The following is a 23,852-nucleotide window of genomic DNA, read 5'->3' as shown; positions in this document are numbered from 1 at the left end:
AAATTATTGTTAAATGGGTGAATTTGAGTTGCTAGATAAAAAACTGAAAATTTATACCAAATTTAAATTCAACTAAAGACTTTTAATCTAAAATAAAAAGTTGGTATAAAGAAGAATTTTTCTGTGGAGAGCCTGAACCAACGCTTAGTTATTAGTCTATATCATGGCAAAAGAATTTGATTATTTTGATGCAACGAATAGCTAGAAAATATCTCCTGGATCTGCGGAGCGGAGTTTGTTGATAGCAAGCGCTCCTGATGTTATACACATTAAAACTGTTGAAGTTAAGACAATCACTGCATTATTAGTTGTCATAACTATTGGTAGTTTAGTTGCTTCTGCGGCAAAACTATATAACAATACAGAAGTAATAAATCCTGGAATATAACCTAAGATTGCCAAAATTAAAGCTTGCTGAAATACCACATTCAATAAATAGCTATTGGCATAACCTATGGCTTTTAAAGTTGCGTAAGCAACAAACTGAGTCGCAATATTGCTGTAAAGAATTTGATAAACAATAACCACACCAACAACCGCAGCCATTGTCAACATTAAGTTAAGAATAAAACCAATGGGTGTTCTAACAGCCCAATAGTTTTTTTCAAAATCAATGAAGCCTTGACGGGTAAAAACTTGGACATCACTAGGCAAATTTGCCTGTAAATTTTTCAGTACTTTTTCGGCATTAGCACCAGGTTTGAGTGAAATCAAACCAATATCTATCATATCCGCCGGACGAGTATTGGGATTTATCCTCAAAAAAGTGGAGTCACTAACAAGTAAATTTCCGTCTACTCCAAATGAAGGGCCTAATGTGAATAAACCACCTATTCTCACTCTATAGCCAATCAATGAACTGTAGGGAAATATTTCAATTGTCTGTGCAGTTTCTCCCCCATTAAATTTTTCTGCTATTGGGCCAAACTCTGGGCGAGAACCCCGGTCAAAAAGCACGACATCGGGAATTTTGAGTTTATCTAAATTTTTCTCCACTTCTGGGAGATTCATCACAGGTCTACCTGGATCGAAACCAATAACATATATTGAATATTTTTCACTAGTTGCAGGATTTTTCAGTTTGGCAAATTGCAAATACATAGGGCTAACTGACTCTACGCCATCAAACCCCAGGGATTGGTACAAACGAGTGCGTGAAAAACTTTGATTTGAGGTCAAAGATTTATATTGCGAACTCACTAAAAATAAATCTCCTTTGAGATTCTGATGCACAGCAGTTGCACTGGAATAAAGAGCATCTTGAAAACCAAGTTGCACAAACATTAACAGTACAATAAAACCAATCCCGGCTACAGCTACTAGTAAACGAACTTTTTGCTGCGCTAGCTGTAGCCATCCTAAAGGAATTTTGAAATTCATGGATTTATTTGTCATTTATCATTGGTCATACCCTGCGGGAAGGCGGAGCGCCTATGTCATTAGTCATTTGTCATTTGTGAATGACCTATGCTTTATGACTAAATATGAATGGCGACATCCACTTGTAAGTTAGTTAAACGAGCCACCTTTTCACTATCTGCGAGATTATCGATGGAGATTTTCACTTCAACTATTCTGCGATCTGTATCTGAACCAGGGTTTATGCTGAAGATGTTTTGCTTGTCAACTTGCCAACCAATTTCTTTTACAGTTCCTTTTATTGTTCCAGTAAATGCAGTGCTGGTAATTGTGGCTTTTTGTCCTACACGCACTTTTTGAACATCGGTTTGATACACCTCTGCAATCACATACATTTGAGATGTTTTACCTATCTCAGCAAATCCTCTACTGCTGCTGATGACTTCTCCGGTTTTGGCGTGAATTTTTAAAATTTTGCCATTTATGGGAGATTTAATGTAACTTAAATCCAAGTCGGCTTTTGCTTGTTGAACAGAAGTTGTGGCACTGTTGACTTCGGTTTGCGCGACCTGAACATCTACACTACGCACTTCGCTAATACTGGTGAGTTGTGCTTGTGCTTGCTTGCGTTGTTCTTGGAATGTGTCTTGAGTGCGCTTGAGGGTGGCTTGAGCTTCTGATAACTGCTGTTGTGTGGTCTTGAGTTGCAAAGCTTTGGTATCTGCTACGGAAGCAGCGATCGCACCTTGTTTATATAATTGCTGATAGCGATTGTTCTCAGCTTGAGCATTATCCACCTCAGCCTGGATGCGGGCGATTGTCGCCTCTTGAGTAGCAACATCCCCTTTATATTGTGGCTCTAAACGGGCGATCGCTGCCTTTTGAGCATCGATATCTCCAGTTTTAGCTCCAGATTTAACCTGCGCTAATTTAGCTTTGGCAACTTGCAGTTGGTCTATAGCCTGTTGTAATGCGGTTTTAGAACGCCCATAATTTTCTAAATAAGCCAGTAATTGCCCTGCTTTAACCGCCTCTCCTTCTTTCACCAATAGTCTTTCGACTCTCACCCCATTATTAGAAGTGGGAGCAGTCAAAGTAGTAACTTCCCCTTCTGGTTCCAAGCGTCCCAAGGCGGTTACAGCAACTTTTGCAGGCGTGGCAGCTTTGGGAGGATTCGCTGCTGGTGTCACAACTTTAGGTTTAGACCAAAATGGTACCAAACTATAAAAAGCTATTAATCCGGCTGCTAAAGTTAGAGAAGCTGCTAGAATTACTTGCGATCTACCTACGGGTTTTGTGAATAATCGGCTTTCTTTATTTACTGCCATCTTTTCATTCCAATTCTGCTTTCTTAGGGGATAGCCTGGTTATATTTAGTCCATTAGAATAGACTCATCCACAAATTACTTAGAGGGCTTTTCCTCCAAGGTTTCTACCTTAATCAAGTGGATGTATCTAAAGTGGTTTTATATGAATTGTTGTACGCTTTTGCCGCCCAAAATTACTATTGTGGCGTGAAAATTAATGGTGATGTTACTTCAAAGCTTCCTAAGTTATATCCTAATTTGACATCTAATCCAGTAGCTTAAAATACAATAGCGCTAACCAGAAAACCTAACTCTCAAGAACATGGAAGCGCCAATAAAAATGAAATCAAAACTTGGATAAACTTGTTATTAACTATGGCGTAGGAATTGATTTTTGTCAACCGTTTGACTTTGCATAAGTCCTGATTCTCTCACTAAAAATTTGTTCACAGTAAGATTAAATTCTGAAAAAATGTATTCATCACTAATCTCTTATCTGCTAATTGAATACCAACAGATAGTTAGTGATTAAGTAGATTTGATATTACTAACAGATTCTTGTTAACAGGGTTGTGTAGTATAAGACATTATTATTGGTTTTACTCATAGTAATTAAAGGGTGCTTAGAAACCGCACCTACACAAGTCTTTACCCACCTCCGTAGATTTTAAATACCCAATTTTTATTAGGGGTGGTCTACCCTCCGGGAATGCAAAGGGTGGAATGTTTGTGTAGCCACGTACTCCTACGGTGAAGCAAGCAAGCTACATACAGTGTGGCGTAGGCATCCCATTCGCTCTGGCTTTCTAACCGCCTTTTTAACTAATGCAATCATGATTATGTTTATCAAGCAACATAGTAAAAATTAACATTTGCTTTATAAATAACCGCTTTACTTCTTAACTTGACTTATATTGAAAAATAACCAGAAACTTTGACTAAATTATGATGTTTCTCTGAGAAAACATACTTATGGTTATCCAATTTATCTATGTATTTCTTGAATTGTTACTTAGTAGACAACAGATTTGCATTGTTAACTTAATTCACAGAAAACTTCTATCTAACCCGTAGATAACAAAATCTCTAACACATCTATACAGTCACAAATTATACTTAAGTTCTGAATTTTATTTAAATTAACATCAGTAATTGTGGATGTTTCTTTATAAAATAACTTTAAAGAAATGATTTAGTTTCTGTAAAGTATGTTAGTGTTTTTATTAATTCAATGCTTTAAAGTGGTTAGACAAACTAGTTATTTAATTGAGATTTTGAAATTAAAAATAACTAAAGATAACTGCTTCTCCATCATCGTCTGCTCGTTTCATTACTTTTTCGACTTGCATAAATTCGGGTTAAAGGTGGTGTCTTTTGTGTAACGAACTTGTCAACTTTCCTAGTTCAAATAGCATAAAATACATTATCCCGAACGTTGAAATTGGCTATGACTTTAGAGATACAGAACGTTGTCATTAACAACAGCTATGTTGCTGTGGTTAGGCTAGATAATCAAAAGCTTTCGGGTGAAAAAACATTTCTGTTCTCTTAGCTACTCCTCAGTTTCCATCACTCCAGTAGGATACCATTACTCAAAATCTCTACCATTACAAATGGATTAAATTCACTGGTCAAGCAGCTATTACACTCCAAGACTATTTTACCAGTTTTAACAACGTTATTGACCTATTGCCACAATTTCAAGAGTCTAGCTCTAGCGTTGGATAACATTTTTTCGCGATGTCTACGACGGGCTACGCCTACGCAGTGTGCCAAAGTTGCCTGGAAACATAAGGCTTTACCCTGGCAGTATGTGTCGTGTGGTGTTGATTTGGAAACAAGCATTTAGCGGAGATAGGATAGCTAGCTGCTTATAAAACCAGAGTTTTTGATTATTAGTAGGCAACAGAAATTACTGTAGCTACACAATCCACAGTACTCACTATGCCCTATGTCTGCTTATTCAATTGATACTGCCTTAGCGGAGTTAGAAAGCCTTGTCAATAATTGTGAACAGGCTGTGATTAAGTCTATCGAGGGAAAAAAAATGAAATCAGATAAATCAGTGTCAATCAACAAAATTAACAGACAATTACAACACAATCCTATTGCCATTGTTGGGATGGCTTCTCTATTGCCTCAAGCTAGAAATTTGCGGGAATACTGGCAAAATATTGTAAACAAAATTGACTGTATTACTGATGTTCCTTCCACTCACTGGAGCGTCGAAGATTATTACGATCCGAATCCCAGAACTACTGAAGATAAAACCTATTGTAAAAGAGGCGGGTTTCTTCCAGAGGTAGATTTTAACCCGATGGAATTCGGCATACCACCCAGCATTTTGGAAGTCACGGATGTATCGCAACTATTAAGTTTAGTGGTTGCGAAAGAGGCGATGGAAGATGCAGGTTATGGCGAAAAACGTGAGTTTAACCGCGAAATGGTTGGGGTAATCTTAGGCGTGGCGATGGCCAAGCAATTAGGAATGCCACTTTCTGCCAGGTTGGAATATCCCATTTGGGAAAAAGCCCTCAAAAGCAGTGGTTTATCCGATGAAGATACCAAAAAAATCGTTGATAAAATTAAAAGCGCTTATGTGAAGTGGGATGAGAACGCTTTCCCTGGAATGTTAGCTAACGTAGTCGCGGGTAGAATTGCCAATCGCCTAAATTTTGGCGGGATGAATTGCGTAGTTGATGCCGCTTGCGCTAGTTCCTTTGGTGCTTTAAAAATGGCAATTAGTGAGCTAGTAGAGCATCGTTCTGATATGATGCTGACTGGTGGTGTTGATACCGATAACACCATCATGGCTTACATCTCGTTCAGCAAAACACCGGCGGTTTCTCCCAGTGAAAATGTCAAACCTTTCGATGCTAAATCTGATGGGATGATGCTGGGTGAAGGTATCGGGATGATTGTCCTGAAACGGTTAGAAGATGCTGAACGGGACAATGATAAAATATATGCCGTAATTAAAGGTATTGGTACTTCCAGCGATGGGCGTTACAAGAGCATTTATGCTCCGCGCAAAGAAGGTCAAGTTAAAGCCTTAGAACGCGCTTATGAAGATGCCGGCTTCTCTCCCGCTACTGTTGGTTTGATGGAAGCACATGGCACTGGTACAATGGCTGGAGATCCGACAGAGTTCGGTTCTTTAAAAGATTTCTTTGATGTACATGATGATAAAAAGCAGCATATCGCTTTGGGTAGTGTGAAATCGCAAATTGGACACACAAAAGCGGCTGCGGGTGCGGCGAGTTTGATTAAAACTGCTTTGGCTTTACATCACAAGGTATTACCGCCGACAATTAACATCACTGAGCCAAACCCCAAACTCAACATTAAAAATTCATCATTCTATCTCAATACCGAAACCAGACCTTGGATTCGTCCAGAAGGTGAAGCACCAAGACGCGCAGGTGTAAGTTCCTTTGGATTTGGCGGAACTAACTATCACGTCGTTTTGGAAGAGTATGAAGCCGACCAAAACGCCGCTTATCGCTTACACAGTGGTGCTAGTGAAGTGCTGTTGTTTGCTCCTACGGTAGAGCAATTGTTGAGCAAATCAGAAGAGATTTTAGGTAAGTTGCGATCGCCTGAAGCACCCACACATTACGCACAATTAGTCAATGAGTGCAAATCACAACAAATTCCCCTCTCTGCTGCCAGATTTGGATTTGTCGCTGAGAATCTGGAAGAAGCTTGCAAGTTATTGCAAACTAGCATTGAGTGGCTGAAACACAAAGGAACAGCAGCATCTTGGGAGCATCCCCAAGGGATTTATTACCGTTCCTCTGGTATGGAGTTGGGCGGAAAAGTTGTCTCTCTATTTTCTGGTCAAGGTTCGCAATACTTGGAGATGGGACGCGAACTGGTAATGAATTTTCCTTTGATGCGCCGTCTTCATGGTTATATGGATAGCCTGTTGCTCAAAGACAATTTGCAGCCGTTGTCAGAAATCGTTTTCCCTCATCCTGTGTTTGGAGAGGCTGAAAAGAATGTCCAAATTGCTGCCTTGCAACGCACAGAATACGCTCAACCAGCCATCGGGGTGTTGAGTGCAGGGATGTACAGCATACTGCAACAAGCTGGGTTCAAGTCAGATTTTGTTGCCGGTCATAGCTTTGGTGAACTAACCGCGCTATGGGCTGCGGGGGTTTTGAATACCGAAGATTACTTGTTCTTAGTGAAAGCTAGGGGTCAAGCAATGGCGGCACCCGAAGATCCGGATCATGATGCGGGAAGTATGCTGGCTGTCAAAGAAGACATCAGCAAAGTTGAAGCAGTAATCAGACATTTTCCGCAAGTTGCGATCGCTAATCAAAATTCTCCCACTCAATTTGTCTTGGCTGGGCCGACCGCAGAAATAGCGAAAGTCAGAGAGATTTTACACGAGAAAGGATATACAGCTGTATTGTTACCTGTTTCAGCAGCGTTCCATACACCGCTAATCGCCTTTGCTCAGAAATCCTTTGCGATCGCTACCAAGTCTGTCAAATTCCAAAGTCCCAAAATCCCTGTTTACAGCAACGTTACCAGTAAGCAGTATCCCAAAGAAGCCCAAGGTATTCAAAAAATCCTGGAAACGCACCTTTCAAACTCAGTGCTGTTCAAGCAGGAAATTGAAAATATCTATGCGGCGGGTGGTACTTGCTTTGTGGAATTTGGGCCGAGAAGAATTCTCACTAACTTAGTCAAAGATATCCTTGGCGATCGCCCACATATCACCGTATCTTTGAACCCCAGCACTCAAAAGAATAGCGATCGCTCTTTGCGAGAAGCAGTTGTGCAGTTGCGGGTGATAGGTATGGCTTTGAATAACCTCGATCCTTACCAACTTCCCCAAACCATCCCGCCAATTGAGACGAAGAAGACATTAAATGTCCGTTTAAACGGCATAAACTACAGATCCGAAAAAACGAAAAATGCCTTCGCTCTAGCTTTGCAGGATGGGCATAAAGTCACATTACCCGCTCCTGAATATTCTGATGCGGTTCCTTTATTTAGCAGCCCAGGTGTAACTCCAACTCTCGCTGCGATCGAGACTAACGGACATAAAAAATCCACCGCAACAATGAACGGTGTGAGTTCTAATATCATCACCCAAACAGAGCAACAAATGAATCCTGTGACCCTTTCACAACCAGCCCAGGAATCTAAGATGCAACCAACACCAGAAAAACTTACAAATTACGAACAACTTTTAGCAAGTTTAGAATACCTCCTGACACAGTTCCAGGAAAATCAAGCCGAGAATTTACAAGTTCACGGTACTTATCTCAATCATCAAATGGAATACGCTAAAGCGTTTTTCCAACTGATGCAGCAGCAGAATTCCTTGTTGAGTGAAAGTAAATCAACAGCCGAAACTGCCAAAATGAAGCTAGTTGTCATGGAAAGCCTAGAGCGTAGCATGATGCAGTTTCATTCCCAACAAGGTGAAACTCTACGCATCCATGAGCAATATCTTCAAGAGCAGCTGGAATATACTAAGAGCTTTTTCCAACTCATACAGCAAGAGTATTCTCAAATCATCTCAGGTGAGGGAGCAACTCAACTAACAGAGAAACTCAGCAATTTCACTCCGTTCACTATAGAAACAACTGTTAGTGATGCACCCGTACCCGCTACTACCAAGATAGTAGAAAGCCAACCTTTGCCTGTAACTGAGCCTGTAGCTAAAAATGGCTCAAATGTTACCCAAGCTCCTCTGGCACCCGCTCCCCAACTGGTAGAGTCTGTAATTGAAACTCCTGTATCCCCAGAGAAGCAATCAATTGCGTCTCTACTTCCCACACCGCATTTCGCAACTGTCGAGACAGTAGAGCCACCTGCCCCAGTAGTAGAACCCCAAGCCGAGGTTGTAGTCAAAATTAGCTCACCTCCAGCCAACGAAGTTGTTGCATTCACCCCAGAACCAGCACCCACAACTGCTGCACCTGTATCTGGCGCAACCATCGATATTGTTGACTTGGATAAAAACCTCTTAGCCATCACCAGCGATAAGACCGGCTACCCAGTCGAAATGCTGGAAATGGAGATGGACATGGAGGCTGATTTAGGGATTGACTCTATCAAACGGGTGGAAATTCTGGGGGCGCTACAAGAGATGTACCCCAACCTACCCAAGCCCAATTTAGAAGAACTGTCAGAAAAACGCACCATCGGTCAAGTTGTAGAGTATCTGCAATCTCACGCTTCTAAAAGTGTTTCGGTAGAAATTGCAGTTCACGAAATACAACAAGTAACTGAGATTCCAGTAGAAGCTGCACCAGTAGTTGAGGTAGTGATTGCACCGGAACCAAGCGTAGTTGTCGCATTTACTCCAGAACAAGAAGCCGCTCCCACTCCCGCTACAAGTGATGAATTTGCAAACTTAGGTGAAACCCTGTTAGCCATCACCAGCGATAAAACTGGCTACCCAGTTGAGATGCTGGAACTGGAAATGGACATGGAAGCCGATTTAGGGATTGACTCGATTAAACGGGTAGAAATCTTAGGGGCGATGCAAGAAATGTACCCCAACTTACCCAAACCGAATATTGAAGAACTAGGCGATCTCCGCACCATCGGTCAAATAGTCGATTACCTACAGCAGTTGGCTGGAGGTGAAAAAAAAAAGTCTGAGCCTGAGTTTGTCCAACAACAGCCACCGGAATTAGAGCATAATATCCAGCGCCATCTCGTCAAACTCAGAAGCCTAGCACAACCTGATTACTTGGATTTCACGTTACCAGAGGGACACATCGGTTTAATCACCGATGATGGTTCCCTCACCACTTACAAATTAACTGAATCCCTAATCGAGAAAGGCTGGAAAGTAGTAGTTATCAGCTTCCCCCAATCGCTCATCGCCCAACAAGCGCCCTTACCCACAGGAGTAACCCGCGTCACCTTAGCAAACCTGAGTGAAGAACATCTTCAACAACAATTGCAAGCGATCGCATCTCACTGCGGAACGATTGGGGCCTTCATCCATCTCCATCCAATGTTTGTAGGAAATCACACCGGGAGTATTTCTTATAACGAATCAGAAAAGGCAATCGTCAAGCACGTATTTTTGATGGCGAAACACCTCAAACCCTCTCTAAACGAAGCCGCAAAGCATGGACGTAGTTGTTTCTGCACAGTTGCTCACCTTGATGGAGCCTTCGGCTTAGAGTACAAAGTTAACTTCGGTGCGATCGGCGCTGGTTTATTTGGATTAACCAAAACTCTGAGATGGGAATGGCCAAAAGTATTTACTCGTGCGATCGACCTAAGCCCCAGACTTGATGCTAAACAGTCAGTACAAAACATCATCGCCGAACTTCACGATCCCAACCTTTATATCAGTGAAGTTGGCTATGGTTCACAAGGACGAGTGACTATTATCGCCGATTAAAAAGTTGATTAACGTCGTGTGCAACTTTTCTCTCAAACCTAACCCCCAACCCCTTCCCTACAAGGGAAGGGGAGTAAGAATCAAAGCCTCGGCGTACACACAAGTCGAATTACCCCCCTTAATCCCCCTTTATAAAGGGGGGAAATAAGAAATCCAGTTCCCTCCCCTTTACAAGGGGAGGGTTAGGGTGGGGTAAAACCCTGGTTAATCAGCTAATTCAGACTTGCGTGTACACCGTAGCCCTGTAGGGGAGAGGAATGGAAGCGGGGTTTCAAGAATCAGTTGTACATCAAAACCAAATTTAAGCAGGTATTCACGAGGATTTATGACACAAACAGCCCAGCTTAGTCCATCATCTGTCTTTGTCGTGAGCGGCGGTGCAAAAGGGATTACGGCTGAGTGTACTATCAGATTAGCCCAACAGCAACCCTGCAAATTCATCCTCCTCGGTCGCTCCGAACTATTAGAAACCGAGCCAGATTATGCTCAAAACTCTGATGACTCTGCATTGAAAAAATGCATCATGGAAAACCTTCTTTCTCAAGGAGAGAAGCCCACACCCATGAATGTACAAAAAATATATAACAAAATTACCTCCAGCCGTGAAATTAAAAAGACACTAGCAGCAATTGAAAAAACCGGAGCTAAAGCCGAATATATCAGCGTCGATGTTACAGATACGACAGCTTTACAAGAAAAACTTGCCACTGCTGTGCAACATCTCGGCCCAATTACCGGAATCATCCACGGCGCGGGAAACTTAGCTGATAAGTTAATTGAAAAGAAAACAGAAGAGGATTTTGAAAAAGTTTACACCGCTAAAGTTCAAGGTTTAGAAAACCTGCTAACTTGCGTTAACCCTAATCAACTTCAGCATTTAGTTTTGTTTTCTTCAGTAACAGGCTTTTACGGAAATCCTGGACAATCTGATTATGCGATCGCAAATGAAATTCTGAACAAATCAGCCCATATATTTAAGCAAAGTTATCCCTCATGTCACGTAGTCGCTATCAACTGGGGCGCTTGGGACAGTGGAATGGTGACAGCAGAATTAAAGAAGATTTTTCAAGAGCGGAAAATTGATATAATTCCCATTGCAGTTGGGGCACAAATGCTGGTTAAGGAAATGGATAACGCCAATCATGCAACTGCACAAGTTGTTATTGGTAGCCCATTAGTTCCCCTGGCGGCGGAGTTAGATTCAGAACTACGAACCCATCGTATTCGTCGCCAAATGACATTGGAGGCTAATCCATTTTTACACGATCATACGATTGCTGGTTCTCCAGTTTTACCAGCAACTTGTGCAATGACCTGGATTATCAATGCTTGTGAACAGTTATATCCAGGTTACAGATTGTTTAATTACCAAGATTTTAAAGTTTTAAAGGGAATTACTTTCAATGAGACATTAGCGAAGGAACATTTTTTAGAGATAGAAGAAATTTCTAAAGTTAATCTTGAAAGAATCGAACTTAAAGCCAAAATTTCGAGTAAAAACCCACAAGGCAGAATCCATTTTCATTTTAGCGCTCAACTCAATCTCCAGCGAGAAATCCCATCTGCACCCACTTATGAATCTCTCAATCTCCAAGAAGATAATATCATCACCGCTACAGGAAAAGCATTTTACCAAAATGGTGGGGCTACATTATTTCACGGCCCTGGTTTTCAAGAGGTCAAAAGAGTTTTAAACATCAGTCTTGAAAAAATTACAACAGAGTGTCTTTGGCCAGAACTCACACCACAGCAACAAGGACAATTCCCAGTCCAATGGGTAAATCCTTATACAACAGACTTGAGTATGCACGCCTTATGGATTTGGACACAACACTTTCATGAAGAAGGTTGTTTACCTGGAAAAGTAGAAAAATTTGAACAATTTGAAGCGATACCACATAACGAAACATTTTACGTTTCTTGTGAAGTACTAGCTAAGACACCAAGTAGTGCGATCGCAAACTTTATCATACACGACCGCCAAGGTAAAATATACTCACGAATGCTCGGCGCTCATGCCATTATTTGGTCAATGAAAATGCTCAGAAGCTAATAATCCTCCTTTACCACTCAACATCTACATAGCAGTCCTAAAATCTCTGTAAAATTCTTTCTTTTCTTCGCGTCCTTCGCGCCTTCTCTGCGAGACGCTACGCGAACGCGGTTCGTTAAAAAGAGTATTTTTCACAACTAAAATAGGATTGCTATAACTTGCCACTTCAAAGTTTGGGGAACAGCGTAAATCCTGCCTTTTAATTATCTCTTGCTAAATACCCAAACTCGGAGCATATAAATCGTGGAAAAAATAGCCATCATCGCATTATCATGCCTATTCCCCGATGCAAAGAATCCTGAAGAATACTGGCAAAACATCGTTAATCAAAAAGATTCGACATCCTCTGCAACCGTCGAAGAAATCGGAGTAGATCCGACAATATTTCACAATCCAGTTAAAGGTACACCAGACAAAACTTATTCCCTCAAAGGCGGTTACATCCGCAACTTCCAGTTTAATCCCTCCGAATACAATCTACCATCAGAATTTGTTGACAGTTTAGATAACACCTTCAAATGGTCATTGTATGCAGCTAAACAAGCAATTGTACAGAGTGGTTATTGGGGTAATCAAACTGTTCTGGCAAAATGCGGCGTAATTTTAGGTAATTTGTCATTTCCAACAAAACTATCTAATCAATTATTCTCGCCAATTTACCAGCAAGCTATTAATCCTGCTGTCAGAGAACTTTTGCAATATGAAGACTTTGATTTAGCTATTCCAAGTGCAACCAAAGCATCTTTATACAATGCGATGATATCTGGTTTACCAGCATCTATCGTTGCTCAAGCTCTATCTCTATCCCAGATTAATTTATGTCTGGATGCTGCTTGTTCGTCATCATTTTATGCGATTAAACTAGCATCTCATTACTTATGGTCACACAAAGCTGATGTCATGTTAGCTGGAGCCATCAGTTGTGCTGATTCCTTATTCGTGCGGATGTTATTTTCCGGTGTTCAAGGGTATGCAGAAAACGGTATTAGCCGTCCCTTAGATAAGTCCTCTAGAGGGCTAATTCCCGCCGATGGTGTTGGGATGGTGATGCTAAAAAGATATTCTGATGCCGTCAGAGATGGCGATAATATTCTCGCTACTATCTGCGGTAATGGACTTTCAAATGATGGCAAGGGTAAGCATTTACTGAGTCCGAATCCTAAAGGACAAGTTTTAGCTTTTGAACGAGCCTATAATGAGGCTAAATTTAGTCCAAAAAGCATCGATTATCTAGAGTGTCACGCCACAGGTACATTACTAGGAGATACAACCGAATTCAACTCCATAGAAACATTCTTTGGTCAAAATCAAGCTGCACCTCTGGTAGGTTCTGCCAAAGCAAATACTGGTCACTTGCTAACTGCTGCTGGCATGGTTGGCTTAACTAAAGTGATTTTGAGTATGTCGCATGGTGTAATTCCAGCAACCATGAATGTTTCGGAACCTTTAACGTCAGAAAAAGGTACAATTTCCGCCGATAAAATTGTTAGAACAGCTACAGCATGGCCTAATAATAACGCACCAATTAAACGGGCAGCTATCAGTGCTTTTGGTTTTGGCGGCACTAATTCTCATCTGATTTTAGAACAAGGAACCACAACAGAATCAGTTGAATCAACTCCGCCTGTTCCACCTACCAAAATTGCCATTGTTGGCATGGATGCCTTTTTTGGTAACTGCAATGGTTTGGATGCTTTTGAACGCAGTATTTATGATGGAACACAGCATTTTACTACTCTACCGCCTCAAAGATGGCACGGTATAGAAAATCAAGAAAGTGTTCTGAGAGAGTACGGTTTAACAGACGGGAAAGCACCAGTAGGGGCATATATCAAGGATTTTGAAATCGATACTTTATCGTGCAAAATCCCACCAAATGAAATCGAGAAGTTAAACCCACAACAATTGTTGCTTCTGAAAGTTAGCGATCGCGCCGTAAAAGATGCGAAACTACAGGAAGGCGGCAATGTAGCGGTTATAGTCGCCGCAGAGACAGAATTCTCTGTGCATCAGCTACAGCAAAGATGGAATCTATCTTGGCAAGTTAAGGATGGCTTACTCAACCAAGGAATTTCTCTACCTGCTGAACAACTGGCGCAACTAGAAACCATTGTCAAAGATAGCATTCACCAACCAGTAGAAATCGGCGAATATGTGAGTCACATCGCCAACATCATGGCGAGTCGGATTTCTGCTTTATGGAATTTCACTGGTCCTGCATTCACCGTCAGCGCTGGCGAAAATTCTGCCCTCAAAGCCTTGGAAGTTGCCCAAATGCTACTCGCTACTGGAGAAGTTGATGCAGTCGTTGTTGGTGCAGTAGATTTAGCTGGTGGTGTAGAAAACGTCTTGTTCCGCAGCCAATTTGCCCCAATTAATACAGGTGTCAATACGTTGGGTTACGACCAACAAGCTAATGGTTGGACGGTTGGTGAGGGTGCGGGTGCTGTCGTCCTCAAGCACTACGAAGCCGCTAAGGAAGATAATGAACGCATCTATGCAGTAATTGATGCCATGAGTTTTGTACAAGGTAATTCTACTTTGAGTGATGCTTTGGTAAAACCTGATGCTTCAGCTATCAGCAATGTCTGCAAACAAGCTTTCCAGATGGCGGAGATTCAACCCACAGAGGTTAACTATGTGGAAGTCTTCGGTAGTGGCGTTCCCCAGGAGGATGAAGCCGAAATCACAGGTTTACTCCAAGCTTATCCGAAAGTGGGCAATGGTCTGCACTGTGCATTAGGTAGCGTCAAAGCCAATATCGGACACACCTATACAGCATCGGGAATTGCTAGCTTAATCAAAACCGCTCTCTGTCTTTATTACAGGTATATTCCCGCCACACCAAAATGGTCTGGTGTCAAAACACCGCAAGTATGGGAAGGTAGCCCCTTCTATGTGGCGATGGAATCAAGACCTTGGTTTGTCGATAAAGGCGGTACACGTAGAATAGCAGCAATTAATAGCATAGGTATAGATGGCAGTTACGCCCATTTAATCTTATCGGAAGAACCCAGCCAAGAGGAGCGCGACAACAGATATTTGCAACAAATGCCTTTTTATCTGTTTCCGATCGCAGTTAGCGATCGCTCCACTATACCCGATATCCTGAACCATCTCCAAAAATCCATCGAAGCCAGTTCCTCTTTATCAGCTACCGCCAGCGAAACATTCGTTACTTTTGAGCAGCAATCTAATCCAAAATATGTCTTATCAATCACTGGACGTAACACAAAAGATTTACTCAAAGAAATTGAATCTGCCCGCAAAGGTGTAAATAATGCCTTTGAAAATGGCACAGATTGGCAAACACCACTCGGAAGTTATTTCACAGCAAAACCATTGGGTAAAACTGGAGCAGTTGCTTACGTTTACCCCGCAGCAGTCAATTCTTATATTGGCATTGGTCGGACTGTCTTTCGTTTATTTCCTAAAGTTTTCGAGGATTTAAAAAGTAACAACCTCTACAATCGGGCAGCCGATGTTGAAAAGTTAGTTTATCCCAGAAGCTTACCTAAATTGACGACTAGGCAACTAGAAACTCTCGAAAAGCAGTTGTTAGATGATTCGCTAGCAATGTTTGAAAGTGAAATCGCCTTTGCTAGATACATGACAGCAATCTTCCGAGATGATTTTAAAGTCAAGCCGCAATCTGTATTTGGGTATAGCTTGGGTGAAACTAGTATGATGGTTGCCCAAGGGGTTTGGAGTGATTTTGAGGGCGGGAGTAACACCTTAAACTCATCACCTCTATTTGGCGATAAGTTATCTGGGCCAAAAAATGCGGTGCGTGAATATTGGGGATTAACCGATTCACCAAACAACAATTTTTGGAATACCTATGTTCTCATGGCTACTCCATCTCAAGTTAGAGAATGCCTGAAACATGAGAATCGCGTCTACTTAACTCAAATCAACACACCAGAAGAAGTATTAATTGCTGGTGAAGATGCAGCCTGTAAGCGAGTGATTGCGACTTTAGGTTGCAATGCGTTCCCCGCTCCCTTCGACCATGTGATACATTGTGAAGCGATGCGATCGCAGTACGAGGAAATCAAGAAAGTAAACACCTTACCATCGCAAAATCTTCCCGGTATCGTTTTTTACTCAGCCGCCGACTATCAACCGATTGTACTTGAAAGTGATGCGATCGCGCACAACATCGCCAAAGGATTGTGCCAAGAACTTGATTTTCCGCAATTAGTTAATCGCGTCTACGGTGATGGGGTCAAAATATTTTTAGAAGCGGGCGCTGGTAGTGTTTGTTCACGATGGATTGATAAAATTCTTGGCAACAAAGAACACATCACAGTTTCTCTCAATCGTAGGGGAATGGATGACCATGCTTCAATGGTCAAAGCATTAGCAAAACTACTCAGTCATCAGGTGAACGTCGATTTATCACCACTGTATAGCAAAGCCCAAGACACTGCTAATTCAAAAAAAGCAACATTGAGAACAGTTACCTTGGGTGGGAAAGCGATCGCAGCTACAATTTTGAGCGAAGAAAATCGTAAACTTGTTGAAAATTTCGCTGGGGATCTTAGGAGCGATCGCTTCAAAATACAGCATCCAGATATACCTAATGTCCAACAATCTGAAATCACAGATTCTCTTAACACTTCCAACCAAATAACCCAACAAGAAAATTATTCTCCTAACATCTTGCCTCAGCTAGAAGAAGTAAAACCGAAAAATATCATTGATAACGTTTTTGAACCGAGAGAACAATTACAATCTTCTGAGTCAAGCGCAATTAGACAGCCAATTCCTGTTTCTTTCCCACCTGTCAGAACTCAAAAAATTAGTAGCATCATCAGCATGTTCGATTTAAATAAGACCCAGTATCAAAAGCTCAATGCTAATAATTCAAAGATAACTAAAGCACACACTGCCTTCTTACAAGCTAGACAAGATTACAGTCAGCAAATGAGCGAAATCATTCAATTGCAACTAGCTTGTGCCCAAAACTTGCTTAACGAAGAAGCTTAATATCTCATACCAATTCTCTCTCAACTTGCACCGACTAATTCTTAACTTATCTCTTCCTTCGCGCCCTTTGCGTCCTTCTCTAACGAGACGCTGCGCGAACGCGGTTCGTTTAAAAATTATTACGTGCATCTCCCAGAGAATTGGTATTACTCTCTTACTCTGTGCCCTCTGCGCCTCTGCGGTTCGTTAACAGAGTCAACACCCTTCAACTTTATCATCCATTGTTTGTATAATCCGAGGGATAACTACCGTGACAACCGTAGATACGGTACTAAGTAAACACGATAATGGTCTTAACTTCTCCGCTTGGTCTCATAACAAAAACCAGGTTTGGAAAGGTTCTTTAGAAACTGTATCTTTTGAGAAACAAACCATCAAAGATAAATTGATGGTATTAAATAAACCCTGCTACATCGTGAAAGTTGCCGGAAAAATCGGTGTCACTAATGAGGGTTATTTATCCCCTGGTGATAATGGCACAACAGCACAAGTAGAACTGCTAACATTTGCAGCACCAATCCGCATTCAACAATTTGGAGATCCGAATTTTCTCTCCTCTTATGGAGTGAAATATGCCTACGTTACCGGCGCAATGGCTGGCGGAATTGCTTCCGAAGAAATGGTCATTGCACTCGGAAAAGAGCAAATTTTGAGTTCCTTTGGTGCAGGTGGTTTAACTCCAGAACGTTTGGAAGCAGCCATAAATCGCATTCAACAAGCCTTACCTCAAGGGCCCTACGCATTTAATCTAATCCACAGCCCCAACGAACCTGCGATTGAACGCCGAGCTGTAGATTTATATCTCAAATATCAAGTGAGAACAGTAGAAGCATCTGCATTTCTCGACTTGACCCCCAACATTGTTTATTACCGTGTTGCGGGATTGGGGTTGAATAGCGCCAATCAAATTGAAATCAAAAATAAAATCATTGCCAAAATTTCTCGCCGAGAAGTTGCTACTAAATTTCTGCAACCAGCACCAGCCAGAATACTCAAAGAACTTCTTGAACAAGGGTTAATTACTGAGTTACAAGCAACCCTTGCAGCCAAAGTTCCGATGGCTGATGATATTACCGTCGAGGCTGATTCTGGAGGTCATACAGATAACCGTCCCCTGGTTTGTGTGTTACCTTCTATTATTGCTTTGCGGGATGAAATTCAAGCACAATATCATTACCAAACACCTATCAGAATCGGCGTTGCAGGGGGAATTGGGACACCACAATCAGCATTAGCAGCTTTCATGATGGGTGCTGCTTATATAATGACTGGTTCCATTAATCAGTCATGTGTTGAATCTGGGGCTTGTGAACATACCAAAAAGTTATTAGCCCAAGCTGAAATGGCTGATATGATAATGGCCCCAGCAGCAGATATGTTTGAAATGGGAGTCAAATTGCAAGTTCTCAAACGGGGTACGATGTTCCCCATGCGAGCGCAGAAATTATTTGAACTCTACCGCGCTTATGATTCCATTGAAGAGATTCCTTTGGCAGAAAGGCAGAAATTAGAAAAACAAGTTTTTCGCAAAACTATTGCTGAAGTATGGGAAGGAACTGCGGCTTATTTATCCCAAAAGAATCCTGAAAAACTTGGGAAAGCAGTTAATAATCCTAAACTAAAAATGGCGTTGATTTTCCGTTGGTATTTAGGATTATCTTCTCGCTGGTCTAGTTCTGGTGAAAAAGGTAGAGAAGTCGATTATCAAATTTGGTGTGGCCCGGCAATGGGCGGTTTCAATGACTGGGTACGCGGTTCTTACCTATCTGAACCAAATAATCGTGGTGTAGTTGATGTTGCTAATCAAATTATGACTGGTGCAGCCTTTTTGTACCGTGTTCAAAATTTGAAAATTCAAGGGCTGCAAGCTTCCGATTATTACAGTCAATATCACCCTGTTCGTTCTACATCATTGTTGGAGATTTAAAAGTGAGTATAAAACAGTCTTTCACAGCAGACGATATTCAAATATTTTTGGTATCTAACTTAGCTAAGTTGCTAGGAGTAGCAACTGATGAAATAGATATCAAAGAACATTTAGAAAACTATGGGTTGGATTCAGCCCAAGCAATGATTCTAGTAAGTAACTTAGAAAAGTTGCTTGGATTTCAACCTTCTCCATTGCTGCTGTGGCATTACCCAAATATTGAGGCTCTTTCACAGCGTTTAGCTGAAGAAGTGCAAGAAGGTTCACCAATTCAAGATACAAAGGTGACAGCCTCTAATGCCAATGCTGCACCCTCTGTTCTAGATTTAGGTGCTGAAGCTGTTCTTGACCCCACCATCCATCCCGGCGCTGCATCCAATGTAGCTATAGGTGAACCCAAGAACATCTTTTTAACTGGAGGAACAGGCTTTTTAGGAGCTTTTATCATCCGGGAATTGCTACAAGAAACTAATGCGGATATCTATTGCTTAGTGCGTGCTGCTAATGCCGAAGAAGGCAAAAGCAAACTCCAAAAGAATCTGGAACAGTATGCAATTTGGCAGGAAGAATTTACCTCCAGAATTATTCCGATTGTCGGCGATTTATCTCAGCCTTTGTTAGGTATTGGTTCGGAACAGTTTCAAGTCTTAGCTGCAAATATTGATACTATATATCATAGTGCCGCTTTGTTGAATTATGTTTTCCCATACTCCGCACTAAAAGCAGCCAATGTTTTAGGCACTCAAGAAGTTTTGAGATTAGCTTGTCAAGTTAAAGTCAAACCTGTACATTACGTTTCTAGCGTTGCTGTTTTTGAATCCACTGCTTATGCTGGCAAGGTTGTCAAAGAGCAGGATGAATTCAATCATTGGGAAGGTATTTATCTTGGTTACTCACAAACTAAATGGGTAGCTGAAAAGTTAGTCAAAATTGCTCGTGACCGTGGACTGCCTGTAACTATCCATAGACCCCCACTGATTTCTGGTGATAGTAAAACAGGCATTTGTAACACACATGACTTTATCAACTTGATGACCAAGGGCTGTCTACAAATGGGATATTTCCCTGATGTAGATTATATGTTGGATATGTCACCTGTAGACTATGTAAGTAAAGCCATTGTTTATCTATCACGCCAAAAAGAATCCATAGGTAAAGCTTTCAATTTACAACATCCCCAACCTGCTGCTTTAAAAATGCTAGTTGAGTGGATACGCTCTTTTGGTTATTCAGTTGAGATGATTCCTTACGAAAAATGGCAATCTGAGTTAATCAATAATGTGACTTCTGCGGATAATCCTTTGTACACTCTGCGGCCATTTTTGCTAGAACGTTGGTCTGATGAACAACTGACTATTCCTGATTTGTACTTACAAGCTAGAAGACCCCACATTAGCTGCCAAGATACTCTTCACGCATTGGCAGGTAGTTCTATTGCTTGTCCTCCAATTGATTCTCAATTGTTTATGACTTATACAGCTTACTTGATTCAAAGTGGTTTCTTGAATCTCGCTTAGGAGTTCATAACTTGCGTAGGATGTGTTAGGAACATAACGCACTATCCCGAATACTTTCGGTGCGTTACGTAAGCCGTAACACACCCTACAACTACAACAAAATAAGTTTATTTAGTCGATGTTTTTTAAAACTCAGTACTGCTGAATAGTTAATATTTCAGATGCTCGCAACAACTTATATACCAACAGTGGCAATATAATTGCCCTGTTTTTTTATGCTCAATAATGTAAATTTTTAGGATTCACCCCTTGACAGAAGCAATTGAAGATAGAATGGTTAGTGTCGGGCATAAAAGTTTGATTTTGCCTGCTGGCTTTTGTAAGTAATCAAAAGCCAGTGCTAGTAGTTTGAAATAATCAAACTTCTTTAATGCTCAACTTATTTGATGTATAAGTCCTAAATTTACGTTTGGATTGTTACATCTATCCAAGGCATCACACAAGCATTTGAAATGGTAATAACTCAAGACAGTTATTGTCGGTTCAAATATTACGCGTACTTAATTGTAGAACGAGAACCACTGTAAATGCAAGGCAGCTTCATCAAGTTGAATTCACCAATATTTTTACATGAACAAAACACATCAAATTCAGAGCAAAAAAACTGCTCTTATTACTGGGGCAGCCGGTGGAATTGGCTACGAATTAGCCTGTATTTTTGCCACTCATGATTACAATCTAGTCTTAGTAGACAGAAATGGGCCAAAGCTAGTAGAAATTGCAGCTAAATTCCAAAAAGAATTCGGAAATCTTGTCAAAACTATTGTTAAGGATTTATCTATATCAACTGCTCCTGAAGAAATTTTCACGGAGTTGCAACTTGCCAATATTAATGTTGATGTGCTGGTAAATAATGCCGGATTTGGTATCTATGGATTATTTCACGAAACAGACCTAGCGACTGAACTGGAAATGCTACAGGTAAATTTGGTGTGCCTCACCCATTTAACCAAGCTATTTGTAAAGCACATGGTAAAGCAAGGTGAAGGTAAAATATTAAATGTTTCCTCGGCTGCTGCTTTTCAACCTGGGCCTTTGATGGCGGTTTATTTTGCTACTAAAGCTTATATTTTATCTTTTTCTGAAGCGATCGCTAATGAATTAGAAGGTACAGGTGTCACTGTGACAGTTCTTTGCCCAGGTTCAACAGAATCTGGCTTTCATGAAAGAACCGGGATGGCTGACTCGAAGTTGCTCAAGGGTAAGAGGATGATGGATGCACAAACTGTAGCCGAAATTGGTTTTCGCGGCTTAATGAAGGGCAAAACCATTGTTATTCCTGGTTTTATGAATAAATTACTTGCAAAAAGCGTCAGATTTGTACCTAGAAAGTTAGTGACAAAAATTGTGAGAAATATGCAGGAGGATAAGTAAGCTGGTTGTCATTGGTCATTGGTCATTTGTCATTTGTCATTTTTCTGCAATATCTCTCTTTTTTCACCCATGAGATGAGCTTAATCAAGATCAATACTGCCAGCATTTTAAGTTCCAGCCATAATTTGCTATGGCAACGGCAGCAACATAATCGTTAGTAGGTACTAGTTCAAAAAGACTCCAGTCTTCAGTTATCTGTAACTTGGCTGGTTCTGTAGCAGTCAGCGACACTTCAACTTGCTCTAACTGGGATAGTCCGTCTCCGGTTGCTTTTAAATAAGCTTCCTTACAAGTCCAGTAACGGAAAAATACTTCTTGCTGTTGATTGAGAGATAGCGATCGCAACATTTCATATTCTCTCGGTAAAAAGAACCGTTTGGCGAGAGCTTCAATATCAGACATCGGGCGAATATATTCTAGGTCTACACCAATTGGGCGAATACAATTCACCGCACACAAACCCAACCCTTGGGAATGAGACAAGTTAAATGCTAGTCCACTATTGGCAAATGTATCTGCTAATACTGGTTTGCCACGCTGTTGATAATTAAACTGCACTTGTAGCGCCTGGATACCCAAATAGCGACCTAATATAGCTCGCAAGATGCCACGACCAGCAATGAAACGCTGTCGATGTTCCTGAAAATAGAACCGTTCAGCACGAGCCATTTCGTCACTGGAAAGAGTTGCTGCTAAATTTTGTAGTTCTAGTTCTGGTTGGTCAAGTTCTATACGCCAGACATGAATCTCATCTGGTAACAAAGTTAAATCTGTCGGTGCAGGTAGCCAAAAATGATGAGTAGCGGTCATTGAATCTGATTTGATTTGTTTTGTAACCTTTACCGAAGTTTAGCTTTGCTAGTCTCTATTTTATCCTGAAGATATATTTTAAGTTTTCCACAAGCAGTAGTGCGATCGCTAGTCTTAATGGTTGAATAATTAATTGAAAATATTAAGTAACGTATAAAAATTGATTAAATTTAACTTAGATTATGGAAAAAATCTTACTTTTTGTGGAAAAATCTGTGGAAAACTTGATATTTTCCTGATAAAACTTAATTAAGTATAATTACTTTGTGGAAAATTACCCATGTTTTTCCACAAGTTTTCCACAGGTAGTTAACTTACCTAAACTTACCTAATATGATAAATGGGATGCCTAAAAAGAGAGAGGTTAAAGTCTATTGCATCTATAAGATGCGTAGCGGCTTCCCGCAGGGTACGAGAACCGCTATATAAACCCTATTGGATTTTAGCTAACTGACGATCGCATCTGATGCCCCATTCATAGATCCATTTACAGAAGAAAGCTGAACAGAATTGGTGACTTGGGAATTGTCTACTACGCTTCGCTTCTTCTTGGTATTACCTCGTCGCACACCACCTGCCATCTCATATTCTTGGCTGGTTTTACCGTAACGGCTGCCAACTCCTAGTAACATTTTTTCTAACATTGCTATTACAGCCTGTTCTGCGTTATTCACGTCATCTGTGAGTTTGTCAATGGTAGATAACGCAGTGTTGTAGGCAGCAAGCTTAGATCGTAGATCGTTAATTGTCATGGTGTAGGCTTGTATATTCACTCCTTCGCCAAAGTCAAGTTTTACACTAATAGATTGTAAACTTTCAATCCGGCGATCGGCTCGTTCTAAAATGCTGGAATTTCTTTTACGACGTGCCATAATGCATCTCTGCTACTAGGTTGATAGTACTGTTTTATACAAATATATATTTGGTTGTCATGGGAAAATACTACAAATAAGTTGCGATCGCATTTCAAAAGATTTAGTTAATTTTATTTAGACTAAGTTTAGTTTTAGGTAATAAATAGATTCATAAGTTCATTACAACAATTGCTGCAATGGTTTAAGCGTTTCTTATACATGGAAGAGTATTTGCTGCAAAGTATTAAACGTTTGCTGCAACGGCTTATACA

Annotated in this window: 10 protein-coding genes and 1 pseudogene; 7 read left to right on the top strand and 4 right to left on the bottom strand. The window is 40.9% G+C overall.

Features of this window, described 5'->3' with window-relative positions:
* Positions 1–201: 201 nt before the first annotated feature.
* Entirely contained in the window at positions 202–1,380 is a 1,179-nt protein-coding gene (gene devC, locus H6G86_RS09835) for an ABC transporter permease DevC (protein WP_041565091.1), read from the bottom strand.
* A 98-nt stretch (positions 1,381–1,478) separates the two neighbouring features.
* Complete coding sequence (locus H6G86_RS09830) at positions 1,479–2,687, bottom strand: ABC exporter membrane fusion protein (protein WP_190934166.1); 1,209 nt, start codon at positions 2,685–2,687, stop codon at positions 1,479–1,481.
* Positions 2,688–4,113: 1,426 nt separating this feature from the next.
* Here H6G86_RS09830 and H6G86_RS38605 point away from each other — a divergent pair.
* The 7 genes and pseudogenes from H6G86_RS38605 (at position 4,114) to H6G86_RS09800 (ending at position 21,916) form a co-directional block, all read left to right on the top strand.
* Positions 4,114–4,394 (top strand): annotated as a pseudogene (locus tag H6G86_RS38605) (hypothetical protein).
* 223 nt (positions 4,395–4,617) lie between these two features.
* Entirely contained in the window at positions 4,618–10,053 is a 5,436-nt protein-coding gene (locus tag H6G86_RS09825; protein WP_190934165.1) for a type I polyketide synthase, read from the top strand.
* A gap of 325 nt (positions 10,054–10,378) precedes the next feature.
* Positions 10,379–12,106 carry an SDR family NAD(P)-dependent oxidoreductase gene (locus tag H6G86_RS09820; RefSeq protein WP_190934164.1) on the top strand — a complete coding sequence of 576 codons (1,728 nt, stop codon included), beginning with the start codon at positions 10,379–10,381 and terminating at the stop codon, positions 12,104–12,106.
* Positions 12,107–12,349: 243 nt separating this feature from the next.
* Positions 12,350–17,098: a PfaB family protein gene (locus tag H6G86_RS09815; protein ID WP_190934163.1), complete on the top strand. Its 4,749-nt coding sequence runs from the start codon at positions 12,350–12,352 to the stop codon at positions 17,096–17,098.
* A 250-nt stretch (positions 17,099–17,348) separates the two neighbouring features.
* Positions 17,349–19,025 carry a PfaD family polyunsaturated fatty acid/polyketide biosynthesis protein gene (locus H6G86_RS09810; protein WP_190934162.1) on the top strand — a complete coding sequence of 559 codons (1,677 nt, stop codon included), beginning with the start codon at positions 17,349–17,351 and terminating at the stop codon, positions 19,023–19,025.
* A gap of 2 nt (positions 19,026–19,027) precedes the next feature.
* Positions 19,028–20,542, top strand: coding sequence for a thioester reductase domain-containing protein (locus H6G86_RS09805; RefSeq protein ID WP_190934161.1), 1,515 nt, complete (start codon positions 19,028–19,030; stop codon positions 20,540–20,542).
* Positions 20,543–21,112: 570 nt separating this feature from the next.
* A complete protein-coding gene (locus tag H6G86_RS09800; protein ID WP_190934160.1) occupies positions 21,113–21,916 on the top strand; it encodes an SDR family NAD(P)-dependent oxidoreductase in 804 nt (267 codons plus the stop codon).
* Positions 21,917–22,006: 90 nt separating this feature from the next.
* Here H6G86_RS09800 and hetI read toward each other — a convergent pair whose 3' ends face one another.
* Together hetI and H6G86_RS09790 are read right to left on the bottom strand one after the other, a co-directional pair.
* Positions 22,007–22,726 carry a 4'-phosphopantetheinyl transferase HetI gene (hetI, locus tag H6G86_RS09795; protein WP_190934159.1) on the bottom strand — a complete coding sequence of 240 codons (720 nt, stop codon included), beginning with the start codon at positions 22,724–22,726 and terminating at the stop codon, positions 22,007–22,009.
* 446 nt (positions 22,727–23,172) lie between these two features.
* Positions 23,173–23,598: a hypothetical protein gene (locus H6G86_RS09790; protein ID WP_190934158.1), complete on the bottom strand. Its 426-nt coding sequence runs from the start codon at positions 23,596–23,598 to the stop codon at positions 23,173–23,175.
* Between the last annotated feature and the right edge of the window lie 254 nt (positions 23,599–23,852).

The sequence above is a fragment of the Nostoc sp. FACHB-133 genome (genome assembly GCF_014698055.1).
Taxonomy (GTDB): Bacteria; Cyanobacteriota; Cyanobacteriia; order Cyanobacteriales; family Nostocaceae; genus Nostoc.
This window is presented reverse-complemented; position numbering and strand designations above follow the sequence as displayed.

Coding starts and splice junctions, on each gene's coding strand:
- H6G86_RS09820 (WP_190934164.1), top strand. CDS start 10,379: ATGACACAAACAGCCCAGCTTAGTCCATCATCTGTCTTTGTCGTGAGC.
- H6G86_RS09790 (WP_190934158.1), bottom strand. CDS start 23,598: ATGGCACGTCGTAAAAGAAATTCCAGCATTTTAGAACGAGCCGATCGC.
- H6G86_RS09800 (WP_190934160.1), top strand. CDS start 21,113: ATGAACAAAACACATCAAATTCAGAGCAAAAAAACTGCTCTTATTACT.
- H6G86_RS09830 (WP_190934166.1), bottom strand. CDS start 2,687: ATGGCAGTAAATAAAGAAAGCCGATTATTCACAAAACCCGTAGGTAGA.
- hetI (WP_190934159.1), bottom strand. CDS start 22,726: ATGACCGCTACTCATCATTTTTGGCTACCTGCACCGACAGATTTAACT.
- devC (WP_041565091.1), bottom strand. CDS start 1,380: ATGAATTTCAAAATTCCTTTAGGATGGCTACAGCTAGCGCAGCAAAAA.
- H6G86_RS09825 (WP_190934165.1), top strand. CDS start 4,618: ATGTCTGCTTATTCAATTGATACTGCCTTAGCGGAGTTAGAAAGCCTT.